Below are 14,647 nucleotides of genomic sequence, written 5' to 3'. Positions count from 1 at the left end.
ATCTCCTGAACCGGAAAGCACGCCTCACTGGCGTGCTTTTTTTACGTCAGCGGCAAAAGCGGTATTCCCTTCAAATCAGGAAAAACAAATAAAGTTGCACTTATATACCTGTTTTGACATATCAGAAGTGCCGATATCTGAAGAGAGAATTTATTGTTTCTGACGAAACAGGCAACTAATACAACAGTCTCATTTTCAGGAGGGGGAAGAAATGAGGTTCGCGCTGGTTTTCTATTCTACGCTCGTTATCCACATCTGCGGATCGGCAATTTTCGCCGAAGAACCAGCAGCACCCAAGTCCATTGAAGAAGTCTTTCGTGAACTCGAACCTGCGCCGGCACCTTCTCTGACAGATCCCGCAACTCCAGCGCAACTCCCCCTGGAATCCCAGGTCGAAGCCATTACCGCACCTACTGCGCAGCCTGCCGCCTGTCCTGGCGGAACGGGCTGTAACTGTGGAACCTGTAATTGCCAGACTCCGGTCTGCAGCTGTGAATCCTGCCAGACCTGTACTCTCTGCGATCGCATTCCTCTGCTGAATCGCTTTCCCAGCGACCGCTGTTTCGAAGACTTCGTGATGCCGGTCAGCAATCCGGTCTGGTCCATCGATCCCCGCTCGCTGACTTATGTCAGGGGCATCTTCATCAATCAGATGATCGATTCCCAAACACCGGTTCTGGGGGCAGGGGACCTGCAGGTTTACGCACTTCAGCTGGGAGTCGCGCTCAACGAACGCCTCTCAGTCATCGCCGTCAAAGATGGTTACAACACCCTGCAGACACGTGGCATCGGCAACCGAACCGGCTGGTCTGACATCGGCCTGGGACTGAAATACGTTCTGGTCCGCGATGTGGAAAACCAGTTCCTGCTGTCGGGGGGACTGATTTACGAAGCTACTAACGGCAGTTCACGCGTCTTCCAGGGGAATGGCGACAGTGTCTGGACTCCGTACCTGTCGATCGGTAAACAGATTGGTTGCGGGCACCTTATCGCCTCCACCGGTTATCACGTTCCCGGAGATACGGCTGAAGAATCACAGTCGATTTACTACAGCGTGCATTACGACCACCCCGTAACCAGCAAACTCTCTGCACTGGCTGAGTTAAACGGCATCGTCTACACCAAAAGTGGCCAGGCTCTCCCTCTGAATATCGAAGGAGGCGACTGGATCAACCTGGGTTCGTCCAGTGTCGCTGGAAACAACGTCCTGACATTCGCATTTGGTGCCGACTATCGCTTCAATAAGTGTCTGTCATTCGCCGCTGCCTGGGAATTCCCGCTGTCCAACAGAAAAGATCTGCTCGACAGCCGCACGACTGCCACTTTGACTCTGATGTTCTAGTAACAGGTTCAACCGTTATCTGCGCGGCATTCACTCGGCTGAAGCAGCCTGACGCTCACGAACGGTCTGCTCAAGCTGATCCAGAACTTCCTCGATTGAAAGCTGAGATGTATTGATTTCAACCGCATCGTCGGCCGGTTTTAGCGGGGCGACGGTGCGGCTTTCATCCCGCTGATCGCGCTGGTGGATCTGCTGCAGTATCTCTGCCTGGGTAATCTCCTGATCCTGTCCCTGCATTTCATCAAAGCGGCGCCGGGCACGTTCTTCGGGGTCGGCAATCAGAAAGAACTTGCAAAGTGCATCTGGAAACACCACCGTCCCCTGATCGCGGCCTTCGCTGACAATATTCACCCCCTCGGCCGCCTGTCGCTGTAAATCCACCAGTGCTTCCCGAACCACAGGATATTGTGCGACCTTTGACGCCGCTTCCGAGACCTCTGCAGTCCGAATTGCCTGGGTGACATCCTCTCCGTTCAGAATCACATGCGCGTCAGCAAAAGAAATACGAATCTGCTGACTGACGTTGCCGACGGACTGTGAGTCTGCTGGATCGATGCCCTGGTTCAGGACCGCCAGCGCCACACAACGATACATGGCCCCGGTATCCAGGAACTCGAAACCCAACCGCTGAGACAGCCCCCGCGCTGCGGTGCTTTTACCCGATCCTGCAGGACCATCAATCGTCACGATCATCTGTCAGTTCGACTCCTCAAAGAAAATTTCGATCTCGGCAATTTCATACAGCGACATTTCGACCAGCACCGCATCCTCCTCCACGGGGAGCTCCACAACGGTCTTCCCTTGAAAATCACGCTGCCGGGCGCTTACGGGAGATTTGAAACAACGCAGCTTAATTGAACGATGCACGCCTTCCGTTTCGAGCAGACGTACGGCGAAACCCTTCCGTGATTCCTCGGGGCGCAGCTCATCGTGTTTAAGATCCATCACCCGGGTGATCTGCACATTACTGGCCGACACATGGAACAGCCACCCCTGGTCTCCCATTCTCGGTGGACCTGCGGGACTGGCATACTGAGCTGCCGGCACCATCGCATTTCGAGCCAGCTGCATGGGGAAGTTCTGGTTCAGGGCAATCGAGAATTGGAACTCGCGCCTGGTTTCTCCTTCGACCACCAGCATACTGTCGAGCATGCGGGGACCGGTTTTGCGATGGAAGGGCAACCCGTGATTCAGAATCGTCACCCGCTCCTCGCCTTCGGCGATTTCAAAATAATGCGGGCCTTCAAAGCGTTCCCCCTGAAACGCGTGGGCACTTTCCAGCAGCGAACGCGTCAGAGACGCCGTGCTGTCTCCCCAGGCAAAACGGGCCGCATAGTAATGGTCCCACGGATTTCCTTCGGGCTGTACCTGCACATCCAGCTCGATTTTCACATCCAGTACCGGACGTCCCCGCCACAATTGAAATGTCTGTCGGAACGTCGCCAGGGGGCTGTCGCTGACCTGATCATACAGCTCGCCGGTGGTGACAATTTCGCCCATTCCGGGTCCGGCACAGGTCAATTCGGCTTTCACACCTCGGACAGCAGCATAGGGTGTTTTCTCATCCCAGTCCCCCAGGGGATCGGGGCGGGGAATATTCCGCTGATAGGGGAAACGATATGACAACTGCTGACTCAGGCGATTAGGCTTACGACCATACTCTTTGATCTGCGCAATCCCGCCGGTCTCTTCATGGATGTGCACTTCGAAGAATTCGTTGCGTAACAGCAGGGGCTCACCAATCGGGATATGACTCTTAACCGCCGGTGCCGGCTTCTTCCCGGGCTGCAGCCAGACGAATCCCGCACCTGGTATTTCCACCACCGCCTGTTTGCGCTGCCCATCGAACTGAGTCGCCTTGATGTAATCCCGCGGTTCCGGTTCAAAGGGAAAATCAGGGAGATCGACAACGACACGCCGGTTAAACGAAAGTGAATTCAACAGCAGCACACCGGACTGCGATGAGTCAGCTCCCTGCAGAATGATGTCGGCCAGTTTTTTGACCCCCGCTTCCCGGAAACCCTCCAGTGCTGCACGTGCACCTTGGATCGTCTCTTCCTCAGCGTCCGGGTGTGCGTCTTCAACCTTTGCTTCCAGCTCTAATAAAGATGGTTCCTGAATCGGCTTCCCATAGATTGCCTGGGCCACTGTCTGAAACCAGCGCCCCGCCATAAACTCGTCGTGTCTCTGAAAACAGTCAATGAAACGACTCAACGGGTCCGGCTTCCGCATCGCCACAAGTTGGCTCAAAAAGGGAGAGAGATACTCTCGCGCATCATAGGAAGAATGCCGCCCTGAAGATTCGGTATCCTGAAAGAAGTCATTCAGCAGGACGAAGCTACCTAATACCGGCGCGTAGCGATGAATGCGTTTCATGTCCTGATAAAAGGGCGATTTCACATCCGGCCAGCGGGCAAACATCAATGCCCCGACCTGATCTTCCTCCATCGACTCCGCCATTCGCTGAGGGAATCGCAGATAGCTCGCCGCCCCTTCGGCTGACATCGGAATCCGGGAGTAGGCATCCAGAATGGTGCCGTCTGCACCTTCCCAGTGAATCTTGCTCTGTTCGTAATCCGGATAAATCCCGTCATCCAGAACCAGGTGCAGGGCTGAATGGAATCCCGATCGATGCAGGAGCATCGGCAGCAGGGAAGCCAGTCCGAACCGTCGTCGCGCCCAGGTCGTCGGTGCCCGTCCTGAAAGTTCGCGGATCTTCTCTGAACCAGCCTGGAGTTGCCAGATCAGCGATTCCACCGCAATCACAGGGGTGGCGATCTCTTCCCGCTCACCACCGATGACTTCCGTCTCCCTGTTATCACAGCTCTTTTTCAAGACCGTGATCAGGTCCGGATTCTGTTCCGCAATGGTCTCCAGATCCTGCGCCGTAATCAGGATGTTCAGAGGTTGCTCGTCTTCGATCGCCTCTTTAAAGCTCTCCTTGGCCCATTCTGGAGCGACCAGACAGAGGTCAATCAGGTAACAGTCGATGGGATAGAACCGTTCGCGGTTTTCCAGCAACACCTCGAAACAGGCCTTGAGGTGCGCCCGGGCAGCTTCTTCATCGTGAGCGAGTGCGGCATCGGCGGCGGCAATTGCTTCCCGTTGAATCGTAGCTTCATCCAGGCTACTGAAATGGTGCATACAGCGGGTGAGCAGTTCCAGCTGAATATAACAGAAACCGAGTGCGTAAAAATCAGCGACCAGATCTGCTGACAACCCGACTGTTGACGGCGAAGCAAAATTCCCTGTTTCAGATTCACTCGACTCCTCGCTGGAGTGCAGGGGGGCTAAGGCCGCCTCGGTATATTCGTCACGCTGGATTTTGCCACTGACAACGGTTGCTCCGTTTGACTCAGCCTCTTCAATCCAGCCGTAAGGCAGCCAGTCTTCCGCCGTCTTGGGGACCAGCAACAGTCGATCAGTCAGAAACTGCGGAGGCTCATCAGAACGGTGCCAGCTCGGAATCACCCGGGTTGTTGCCAACAGTTCCGGATGCCAGGCAACCGCAAAGGCATTCAGCAGGCTTTCCGCCTCTTTTTCATCGAGCTCTGTCGGGAAGTCATCCAGACTGTGGCACGGAATCAATATCACAATGTCATTGTATGTCATTTCACTGCAATACTTTACAGAAGATATAATTTTATGAGATTACGCGGCAGGCCTGGTGTCGGCACAAACCGTCACAACAATTAGCATACGTAAACTGGTTCCGAGTATCCATAGTGCTGATTCCTACAGGGGTCAGAAATCCCAAATGCATGCTGAAACAATACTTAAATACAGCCCCGTTTCACCCGCTCACAGACCACATCTCATAGCGACTAACCTGATTCTGTGGATGAAATCCAGCAAAAAATCTGGAAAAATCGTACTAAAAATGATGTTTGCGGGAACTTTTCGCCCAGAAGCATCCGTCCAACATTTCGAGAGGCAGATAAAAGGTCACTCAAGAGGCCCAAAAAGAGCATCGTTAAACCGCTTTTCCGGGCTTCCAGTTGCAGGGAGCAGACTGATAAAATTTGATGAACTCGATGGCAAAACCCGTTATTTCATTGACTTTATACAAAACCCTGTGATAGCCTTATGTTAGGGAATTATCGCTATCGATTTTTTCCTGACCTGTCTCTACAGAAATGACTGAAATCAGATTCTTCCGTCCGCCTGAACAAGCTCTCTCATCCAGGTGACGGGAATTCACTTCGTACATTCAATTTCGCAACACGATTCGCAAGCACTCTGGTAGTACTGGTTCCAGTTCCACCAGAAAGCAGGAGTAACCAGACACATGGCAGAAAATCAAGCTGTTTGGGGCATTGAAATAGGACAGGCCGGACTGAAGGCCATCCGACTACGGTATGCCGAAGCGGCCGACCAGGTTATTGCGGTTGCCTTCGACTATATCCCGCATCCGAAAATTCTCAGCCAGCCCGACGCAGATCCCGAAGAATTGATCAGTCAGGCACTGGATACATTCCTCTCCCGTAATGAAATCAAGGGAGATGTGATTGCCATCAGCGTTCCGGGACAGACTTCACTGGCCCGTTTTATCCAGCTGCCGCCGGTTCAGGCCAACCGTGTTCCGGAAATCGTCAAGTACGAAGCCAAGCAGCAGATCCCTTTCGCCCTGGAAGATGTCATCTGGGATTACCAGCCTCTGGGAGGCGGTATCGAAGAAGGGGGCTACATGCTGGATGCCGAAGTCGGTATCTTCGCCATGAAACGAGATCAGGTCCTCAAAACCCTGAAGCCGTTCGTTGATCGTAAAGTCGAAGTGGAACTGATTCAGATCGCACCACTGGGTCTGTATAACACACTCTGCTACGACTCACTCGGCATGCGGGTCGATGCCGATTACGATGGCAACCCGGAAGAGTCATCCATCGTGGTTGACATGGGTGCCGACAGTACCACCTTGATGGTAACGAACGGCAGCAAAATCTGGATCCGTAACGTCCCCATCGGCGGTAACCACTTCACTCGTGCTTTGACCAAGGAAATGAAACTCACCTTCGCCAAAGCGGAGCACCTGAAATGTAATGCCACCCGCTCCGAAGATCCCCGTGCGGTCTTCCAGGCGCTGCGTCCCGTGTTCAACGAATACGTCTCGGAAATCCAGCGTTCCATCGGATATTTCTCTAGTGTGAACCGCGAAGCCAAGATCTCTAAGGTCTACGGTACCGGCAATGGTTTCAAACTCGCCGGTCTGCAGAAATTCCTGCAGCAGAACCTGCAATACGAAGTTGAACGTCTGGATGACTTCCAGGGGCTGGTCGGCGATGCCGTCCTCAACGAACCCCTGTTCCAGGACAACATCCTGACTTTCACAGTGCCCTACGGGATCGCCCTGCAGGCACTCAAGCAGACCATGATTCGCACCACGCTTCTGCCACCGGAAATTGCGACGGCTCGTAAAATCCGCCGCAAGAAACCATGGGCGGTGGTCAGTGCTGCCGCTTTGATGGTCGGCCTCTGTATTTCAGCCGTCGGTTACAGCAACGTTGCCAATTCGGTCAGCAAAGATCGCTTTGGAGAAGCAGAAACGAAAGTCAATAACCTCACCACACAGGTCTCGGGCTATAAATCCAGCTATGACTCCGCTGCCGGGGAATTCACAACCCTGATCGAAAACGGTAACAAACTGGTCTGGAATCTCGATTCGCGCGAGAACTGGCTGGAAGTTTACAAGGCCATTGATGAATGTCTGCCACGCGATGTCGGCGATGAAATCGACAACGAACAGATTGCCAAGAGCAACCGCATCAAGTTGCCCGGTATCACAGTCACCCATCACAAAGATCTGGCCCAGTGGTTTGAAAAACTCTCTCCGCAGGCCAAATCGCTGTTGCCACCTATTGATAAAGAAAAGCCACCCGAAGGTGAAGGCTACGTCTTCACACTGACCGGCGTGCATTACCATCACGATGAATCCAAACCGACAACTGATGTCGGCGTACTCTACGTGCATGAAACACTACTCAAGAACCTGCAGTCCTGGACTGTCAAAAACCCGAATTCGCAACCCGTAGATGTTCGCAAAATGGGAATTTCTCATGCGGTCATTCTCAAAGACGAAGTGCGTCCCTTCCAGTACTATCCGTACGGTAAACCACCCGGGATGCGCGGCATGGACGGTGGTATGGGCCGTGGTTTCGCGGGACTGGGAGGCGGTCAGCCAGGCATGGGGGCGCTTCCGGGAGAGGATGTCGGCTTCGGTTCGTCTCCAATGGGTCCGATGGGACGTCCGGGAGTTCGCCCGCGACCACGTCCCGAGAAAGAAACGAAAGTCATCCCGCTGAAGAAGACCACCTTCACGCTGGAGTTCGTCTGGCAACCAATTCCAGTGCTGGAGCGAGAAGAAAATCCACCCGAAGCACCGGCTGCTGAAGGAGAAGGGGGAGAGACCCCCGGCGCTGAAGGCGAGGCTCCTCCCGCCTGATCCGCGAAAACGGATTCGACTTTTGTGACAACGGATTTTGAACTACAAGTAAAACTGAAAATAAATTGATTCTCTTCGGAGTGTAGAGGAAACCCCAATGGATAAATTGAAACCTCTGATTACTCATAAATTCTGGATCATCCTGTTCATCGCCCTCATCCTGCCCGTGGTAGGCTGGAGTATGGCAACGGGAAGTCTGGCTAAAGAAATCGATGAGCGTAAAACCGCCATCGACAAGGCGTTTACCGATGCCCAGATTCAGCCGAATCCTCCCAACGAGACCTGGTCCAGTGCACTGCGGGAAATCAACAAGAAGAAAGAGAGCTATATCGGTGAGTCGAATAAGTTCGTCTGGGAAAAGCAAAAAGAACTCTTTGTCTGGCCGCCGGAAATCACACCTCTGATGTCAGACACCCCTTACCGGGGTGAGATCACCCGTGTACCGCGTAACCTTTATCGTAGTGCCTACAAATTTGAAATCCTCCGTGCACATAAAGCCGCCAATCCCTTTGACATCAACGATGGCACAGGACTGGTTCAGCTTTCGCCGAATACCATTCCTCACGTTCCCCTGGATAAATGGAAAACACTGCCTCCGACATCTGAAGAGATGTGGAACGCCCAGGAAGATGTCTGGCTGGTCACATCCATTCTGGAAGCAATCGCCAAAGTCAATAAAGGTGCAGCCAACATCAGCGAATCGCCGGTACGACAGATTTCCGTCCTGGAACTGCGTGGCGGAACTCCCGGTGATGACGGCAGTGCTCCGGCCGGCGGCGACATGGAAGGAATGGGGGGCATGGATCCCGAAATGATGGCCGGTGGCGGGGGCATGTTTGGCGGGGGCAGCGGTGGTGCTGGTCCCGGTGCAGGCATGGACGGCGGCCGCGATGGGACACTCTCCATCGATGTCGATATGGACTTAATGAAGATCTTTGGTAACAACGTCGACGGCTCCGCCGGTGGGGGAGAAGGAGATATGGGTGGAGACATGTCCGCCGAAGGCATGGGCATGGTACCCGGTGGTATGGGAGGAGGCATGGGCGGCCAGTCCCAAAACCTGAAACGCTACTATAATGAGGAAGAAGACCTCCCCTATAAAACGCGCGCCTTTTATCTCAAAGCAACTATCCAGTCTTCCAAACTTCCGGATCTGCTGGCATCCCTGAGCAGCATGCCCTGGCCGACCAAAATTGTTCGCGTCCAGATGGCTTCGATGTACTCGGACAACATGCAGCCGATCGTCGCCAACGCAGGCGGTGCAGCCATGCGGGGCGGTGCCATGGGAGGCTCCGGTGCTGCAGGAGGCTTCGGTGCCGAATCTGGTTTTGGCAACGATAACTTTGGCTTACCTGGTGCAGGCGTGTCTGGCGGTTTTGGAATGGAAGCGGAAGCCGGTGGCGTTCCTGGTTCCGGTCTTCAACCCGGTGCAGAAAACCGCAGCTTGCTCGATGCAGCGATGAATGACCCGGAACTGGCAGTCGTCACTGTCGCCGGACTGATGACGATTTATAAACCATATGTACCACCCGAAGGTGCTGAAGTAGCAGAACAGACTGATGGAAATCAGCAACCTACCGGAGAAGCAGGTGCAGCAACTGAAGGGCAGCCAGGCGATCCTGCTGCGACAGAAGCACCCGCAACAGATACTCCAGCGGCTCCCGGTCAACCTCCAGCCTCGGGCCTGGCAACTCCAGGCACGGCACCGGGTCAACCGGCAGCGCCCCCCGCAGCTCAGGAAGATACTCCCGCAGAGCCAGCGGACGGTAATAACAGCCCCCCTGCAGCAGAACCTGGTGCAGGCACACAACCAGATACATCCCAGCCGTCACCGCAGAACGAGACACCTGCTGAACCTGCTGGAAACCAGTAACATAAGATTGATCTGAACCTGAAGTTAATCAGAGACAGTAAAACTCACTTAACGGAGAAGGTCCCGTGAAAAACCTGATGTCCAATCTCAAAGGAATGAATTACAAAGAATTTGCAGTGAACCATGCGGAAAAAATCGTATTGGGCTTCGTTGCATTGTTTGTACTCTTCGCCATCTTTACCTCCAAATGGTCGACCGAACAACGGACTCCACAGGAGTTAATCCAGAAGGTGGATACCTCTGAGTCCATGGTGGCTAACAGCCAGTGGCCTGAGGACAAACGGAAAGAATTCCTCAAACAGGATGACTTACGGGAAAAAGTGAAAAAGCTGATGATCGATGGCGTCGAAGCTTCGCCTTATGCTTTTTCTACCCCACTGGATTATCAGATCTACGCTAAAAAAGAACGCGCCAAAGAAGTGGACTGGCTCCCCGTGGAAGACCTGGTCGCCTCTTATGGACGTTTCATCATGATGACTCGTCCTGTTGATGCAACCACAGAAGAGGGAGTGGAAGGTTCAGAGTCTGGTACCGAAACTGAAAAAGCGAAACCGGATGAACCGGAATATGATCAATTCAAGCGTCGTACTACGACTGCCGGAATGGGCATGGATGGCATGGGCGGTCCCGGCTCTCCCACTGGTCTGACTTTCGGTGCGATTCCTGGCGAAGCTGAAATGATGGCCGCTGGTCCTGGTGGTTATGATCCGGGAATGGTTGCTCCCGAAATGGTCGGAGGCGCACTGCCGGAAGACCCTGCCATGATGGGCGCGGAAGGGATGGGCGGCATGGGAATGGCTGGCCCGGCCCGCGAAGGACGTGGTCTGCGGTTTGTTGCCGTCCGCGGTGTCTTCGACCTGGCCACACAGCAGGATAAACTGGAGCGTTCACTGGGCGATGCCTACTCTCTACAGAACATGCAGACCGGCAAACTGCTGGAATTTCTCGATTTCGAACTGGAACGCAAGAAGGCCGTCTCCGGTGCAGACCCCTGGGCTGGTCCCTGGGAAAAAGTCGATATCGATGTAGCCATTGATACTCTCAATCAAAGCTCTGATTTCGATCCCGAAGTCGTCAATACGGGTATTACCGACCGGGTTTTCACCATGCCACTCCCCAGCCGTATCGCTGGATTCTGGTACAAGGTCGCTACACACCCCCGTGTTGAAAACTTCACCCTCAGCCAGGAGGAAATCGAACAGGAACTGGAAATCAATCGTCGCTTCCTGGATCAGTACAAGAAAACACATGCGAGTGAACGTGTCTTCAAAGAAAAGCAGAAAGGGTTCTCCACCCTGCAGCTTGACATGCGTGGCATTCGCAGCGACTTCATGTACGGCAGCCAGCCCGAAGCCATGGACAACGTCTTCAGTGGTATGGTCGATGACATGAGACAGCAGCGTCCCGGTGAGGCGTTCGATGAGAAGAAATTCGTTCAGAAACTGAAAGCAAACGTATCTGCTGCAGGTCGTCTGTTACTGTTCCGTTACTTCGACTTTGATCTCACCCCCGGAGCGACTTACAAATATCGCGTCCGTCTGGTCGTGCGAAATCCAAACTACCAGCGTCCCATCGAAGAAGTGGTCCTGCCGGCTGTCGCTGAAGGGGAAACCCGTATGACTCCCTGGAGTAACGAAACCGCTGCGGTTACTGCTGAAGAAGACGTGCACTACTATCTGGAAAGTGTCCGGCCTCCTCGGGGCATCAACGGCAAGACGGCGAACTTCGAAGTCTTCCAGTGGTACCCCAAAACCGGAACGACGATTCACTCTGTCCTGAAAACAGCAGTGGGTGAAGAGATCGGTGGTGAGCAGGTCGCTGAGTTGTACGACGTTGCCAAAGAAGAATTCGACGAAAAAGCAACCGTCGAATTTGATACACAGAATTACCTGGTCGATGCCGTGGCTTCACCTTCCATTCGTCTGGAAGACCACCCGGACCTCAACCTGCCGGCAAACACACGCGGCAATCTGCCCATCGATGCAGAAGCCATTATCGTGGATAACTTCGGCAATCTGAAAACCTCATTGCCAGCAGCCGCTTCACGTGACTACGAAACTGTTAAAACCCGCTTCGGTCGGGAACGCAAGAGTCTCGAATGGGTTAAGGAAGCTACCGAAGCCCGTGAAACAGCCCCCACTGATGGTATGGATTTCGGTCTGGAAGGCATGAGTGCTGACTTTGCCGGAATCGAAGCTGAGATGATGGCTCCCACGCAGAAGAGCAAGAAGAACAAACGGAAACGGAATCCAATTCGCGTCGGACCGTAATCTCTCGTGTTCTGGAAATACCAAAGGGAAGTGGCTTCAAGGCTGCTTCCCTTTTTTTCTGCGCGTACGATTACGGTAGAGAGCGTACCATAGGGGCAGTTGAACACGGGGAACCTAACAGGTTCCGGACAGCAGCACTTCATCGGTTTTACCGAGAAGCAGTTCCCGCATCTCTGCTGCGATAAAAAACGAACCCGTCACACAGATCAAAGTTTTATCAGTCGCTTCTGATCTGGCGCGCGACCAGGCGGCTTCGGGACTGGTAGTCACGACCAGTTCAGACGTATCCCCGATCTCCTCTTGCATCGATCGAGTGATCTCATGCAGTTCCTCTACAGGAATCCGCCGCGGGTTGGAAAGATATTGTGTCAGGATCACTGTCTGGAAATGAGGCAGCAGTGCTCTCAGCATCTCCTGCACATCCTTGTCCCGCGTGACCGCGAAAATCAGCACCCGGTCCGGTTCAGTAAAACCGGCCGACAGTGTATCAACCAAAGCCTGTATCGACGCGCCATTATGTGCGGTGTCCAGAACAACGGGAGGTTGCTTCTGCACCAGTTCAATGCGGGCTGGCCATTTCAGGTCTGCCATCCCTTTACGTAACAGATCCAACGGGATCTCGACTCCCTGTTGACGCAGATAGTCCAGAACGGTCACCGCCAGAGTCGCATTGATTGCCTGATGCGCCCCCAGCAGGCTCACTGGAATCTGTTCCAGCCTGGACCAGGGGGTTTGCACTTCAACCTGCTGACAGGGAAGCCCGGTTGCCGCAGACAGTACCGGCACTTCAGCTGCTTCCACTGACGTTCCGGAAAAATCCCGCTGCATTAAATAGAGCGGAGCCTGTTTCTCCTGGCTGATTTCCTCCAGCACGGCAATCGCCTCAGGCTGGGTGACACCACTGAAGACTGGAATCCCCGCTTTGATAATCCCCGCTTTTTCACGGGTGATCTGTTCGATTGTATTGCCCAGCAGAGCGGTGTGATCGTAGCTGATATTCGTAATGACTGTCACCAGAGGCGAACAGACATTCGTCGAATCCAGTCGACCTCCCAGACCGACTTCCATGACCGCGAAGTCAACCGACTGACGGGCAAACTGCATCCAGGCCAGAGCGGTCGTCAGCTCAAAAAATGTCGGGCTCAGACCATTCTCTGCCTGGTCCATTTGCACAACGACCTGGGAAAGCTCACTTACCAGCTCTACCAGTTCTTCCGGCTCCAGCTGCTGGCCATTGACCAGAATCCGTTCTTCGTAGCGCGTCACATGTGGAGAAGTAAACAGTCCCACGCGATAGCCGGCTGCTGAAAGCATTTCTGCCATCATTACCGAAGTAGAACCTTTTCCTTTGGTTCCGGCGACATGAATCGTGGGGACCCGATTCTGAGGATTCCCCAGACGATTCAATAACTCCTCCATTCGGCTCAATTTGAAATCCTGGGTGGAATACTTGCTGCTCCCCATCCGTTCATAATTGAGACGACCAAATAGAAAGTCCAGGCTCTGCTGGTATCTTTCTGCCAAGACTCCCATGTCAGGCAGTTTCCTTATCTAACGCTGAAAATTGATCTGTTCACTCTCAGGATTCCAGTCAGTTCAACCACAATCCCGATTCTTGTTCACTTCTGGCTGATATTATAGTCAGCCCCTTTTCCGATGTAGACCGTGAGGTATACAATCCAGCAAAGAATTTCACAACCGCCACACCGTCAGAACAACAGGGTGAACAGAAAATGAGTATCGATATCGCCACGATCCCCGAACTGCTCAAGTTTAACCGGGCCATGACCTTAAAAATATTGGATGAAATCAGTGAGTTCTCCGATCCGACCAGCGCGCTGACCTTCCGACCTGGCCCCGGACGGGCACATATCGCCTGGCAGATTATGCATCTGGGCATCACGGAGGAGCTTTTCGCCTCACAGCGTCTGCGCTCAACGGATTCGTCCCTCACTCAATGGTTCGATTCGTACCAGAAGGGGAGTAACGCCAGCGACGAAATCCCCTCGATCGACACCATTCGTTCGGTACTGAGCGAATCCCGGGAAAATGTCCTCGATGCGATCTCGCAGATCACCGCAGCTGATCTGGAGACGGTTCCCGCAGGATTGAGCGAGCGTGGCTGGACCAATCAGATGGCGTTACAGATTCTCTGCTGGCATGAGCCACACCATCAGGGGCAGGCCCACTTAACACTGAACTCATGGAAAGCGCAACAGTAATTTCCAGAACTGTCCTCCGACAGAGCAGGACGCAGCTGAATCGCTATTGACAATATCCTGGTATCCACCGACATTACGGTCTGGATACTAGGACATTTTTGCTGAAGAGATTCCACCTGAAGTGAGCCTTTGCACCTCTTTCAGTTGAAGGATCAGTGATCATGAGTTCGATCAATCCCGGAGCCGTCAATATTAACAGCTCGTTCGCGGGGGCCCAGCGTAGTGATGCCACAGCCGAAAAACAGAAGTCTGATTCGGCGCAACGCAGTGGTGAGATCACCCAGAAAGAGATCACCGATCACCAACTACATGATGTCGGTGACGCTGACAAATCCGGAGACCGCGATGCCGACGGACGCATGCCTCTGGGTTATGATGAAGGCGATGTTCAGGAACACCCACCTGGTAAGGACCAGCAGAGCGAAGAAGAGCATCCGCGACGGACTCCCGATGCAGACGGCACACTCGGAACACACCTCGACCTGGATGCCTGAGGGTGTT

10 protein-coding genes are annotated in these 14,647 nt (G+C 53.7%); 7 read left to right on the top strand and 3 right to left on the bottom strand.

Translation table 11 applies throughout. The annotated features are described in order from the left end of the window. Positions 1–211 precede the first annotated feature (211 nt). On the top strand, positions 212–1,342 hold the full coding sequence (locus FYZ48_RS09885; protein ID WP_149339877.1) for a hypothetical protein: 1,131 nt from the start codon (positions 212–214) through the stop codon (positions 1,340–1,342). Between the two features lie 30 nt (positions 1,343–1,372). On the opposite strand, the gene cmk is transcribed toward FYZ48_RS09885, so the two are convergent. Beyond that, on the bottom strand, positions 1,373–2,035 hold the full coding sequence (gene cmk / locus FYZ48_RS09880) for a (d)CMP kinase (RefSeq protein WP_149339874.1): 663 nt from the start codon (positions 2,033–2,035) through the stop codon (positions 1,373–1,375). Positions 2,036–2,038: 3 nt separating this feature from the next. Beyond that, positions 2,039–4,954, bottom strand: coding sequence for a glycoside hydrolase family 38 N-terminal domain-containing protein (locus tag FYZ48_RS09875; protein WP_149339872.1), 2,916 nt, complete (start codon positions 4,952–4,954; stop codon positions 2,039–2,041). 145 nt (positions 4,955–5,099) lie between these two features. On the opposite strand from FYZ48_RS09875, the gene FYZ48_RS09870 reads away from it, so the two are divergent. The 4 genes from FYZ48_RS09870 to FYZ48_RS09855 all read left to right on the top strand — a co-directional run bounded on the left by FYZ48_RS09870 (position 5,100) and on the right by FYZ48_RS09855 (position 11,924). After that, positions 5,100–5,435: a hypothetical protein gene (locus FYZ48_RS09870; RefSeq protein ID WP_149339870.1), complete on the top strand. Its 336-nt coding sequence runs from the start codon at positions 5,100–5,102 to the stop codon at positions 5,433–5,435. A 195-nt stretch (positions 5,436–5,630) separates the two neighbouring features. Then, the gene (gene pilM, locus FYZ48_RS09865; RefSeq protein WP_149339867.1) at positions 5,631–7,781 is read left to right on the top strand and encodes a type IV pilus assembly protein PilM; all 2,151 of its coding nucleotides are present in this window, start codon (positions 5,631–5,633) and stop codon (positions 7,779–7,781) included. A gap of 97 nt (positions 7,782–7,878) precedes the next feature. Continuing rightward, a complete protein-coding gene (locus FYZ48_RS09860; protein WP_149339865.1) occupies positions 7,879–9,654 on the top strand; it encodes a hypothetical protein in 1,776 nt (591 codons plus the stop codon). A gap of 77 nt (positions 9,655–9,731) precedes the next feature. After that, the gene (locus FYZ48_RS09855; RefSeq protein ID WP_149339863.1) at positions 9,732–11,924 is read left to right on the top strand and encodes a hypothetical protein; all 2,193 of its coding nucleotides are present in this window, start codon (positions 9,732–9,734) and stop codon (positions 11,922–11,924) included. A 114-nt stretch (positions 11,925–12,038) separates the two neighbouring features. Here the strand turns inward: FYZ48_RS09855 and FYZ48_RS09850 are convergent, their stop codons facing one another. Further along, entirely contained in the window at positions 12,039–13,457 is a 1,419-nt protein-coding gene (locus tag FYZ48_RS09850) for a bifunctional folylpolyglutamate synthase/dihydrofolate synthase (protein WP_149339860.1), read from the bottom strand. 200 nt (positions 13,458–13,657) lie between these two features. On the opposite strand from FYZ48_RS09850, the gene FYZ48_RS09845 reads away from it, so the two are divergent. Next, the gene (locus FYZ48_RS09845; RefSeq protein WP_149339851.1) at positions 13,658–14,146 is read left to right on the top strand and encodes a DinB family protein; all 489 of its coding nucleotides are present in this window, start codon (positions 13,658–13,660) and stop codon (positions 14,144–14,146) included. Positions 14,147–14,307: 161 nt separating this feature from the next. Further along, positions 14,308–14,640: a hypothetical protein gene (locus tag FYZ48_RS09840; protein WP_149339849.1), complete on the top strand. Its 333-nt coding sequence runs from the start codon at positions 14,308–14,310 to the stop codon at positions 14,638–14,640. The last annotated feature ends 7 nt before the right edge of the window (positions 14,641–14,647 follow it).

It is taken from the genome of Gimesia chilikensis (assembly GCF_008329715.1).
GTDB classification, from domain to species: Bacteria; Planctomycetota; Planctomycetia; order Planctomycetales; family Planctomycetaceae; genus Gimesia; species Gimesia chilikensis.
The sequence above is the reverse complement of the archived record's forward strand: the minus strand, read 5'-3'. Positions and strand labels throughout refer to the sequence as shown.

Bases quoted from the DNA above. Each gene is read 5' to 3' on its own strand.
- FYZ48_RS09840 (WP_149339849.1), top strand. From the start codon at position 14,308: ATGAGTTCGATCAATCCCGGAGCCGTCAATATTAACAGCTCGTTCGCG.
- cmk (WP_149339874.1), bottom strand. From the start codon at position 2,035: ATGATCGTGACGATTGATGGTCCTGCAGGATCGGGTAAAAGCACCGCA.
- FYZ48_RS09855 (WP_149339863.1), top strand. From the start codon at position 9,732: ATGTCCAATCTCAAAGGAATGAATTACAAAGAATTTGCAGTGAACCAT.
- FYZ48_RS09870 (WP_149339870.1), top strand. From the start codon at position 5,100: ATGCATGCTGAAACAATACTTAAATACAGCCCCGTTTCACCCGCTCAC.
- FYZ48_RS09885 (WP_149339877.1), top strand. From the start codon at position 212: ATGAGGTTCGCGCTGGTTTTCTATTCTACGCTCGTTATCCACATCTGC.
- FYZ48_RS09845 (WP_149339851.1), top strand. From the start codon at position 13,658: ATGAGTATCGATATCGCCACGATCCCCGAACTGCTCAAGTTTAACCGG.
- FYZ48_RS09875 (WP_149339872.1), bottom strand. From the start codon at position 4,954: ATGACATACAATGACATTGTGATATTGATTCCGTGCCACAGTCTGGAT.
- FYZ48_RS09850 (WP_149339860.1), bottom strand. From the start codon at position 13,457: ATGGGAGTCTTGGCAGAAAGATACCAGCAGAGCCTGGACTTTCTATTT.
- FYZ48_RS09860 (WP_149339865.1), top strand. From the start codon at position 7,879: ATGGATAAATTGAAACCTCTGATTACTCATAAATTCTGGATCATCCTG.
- pilM (WP_149339867.1), top strand. From the start codon at position 5,631: ATGGCAGAAAATCAAGCTGTTTGGGGCATTGAAATAGGACAGGCCGGA.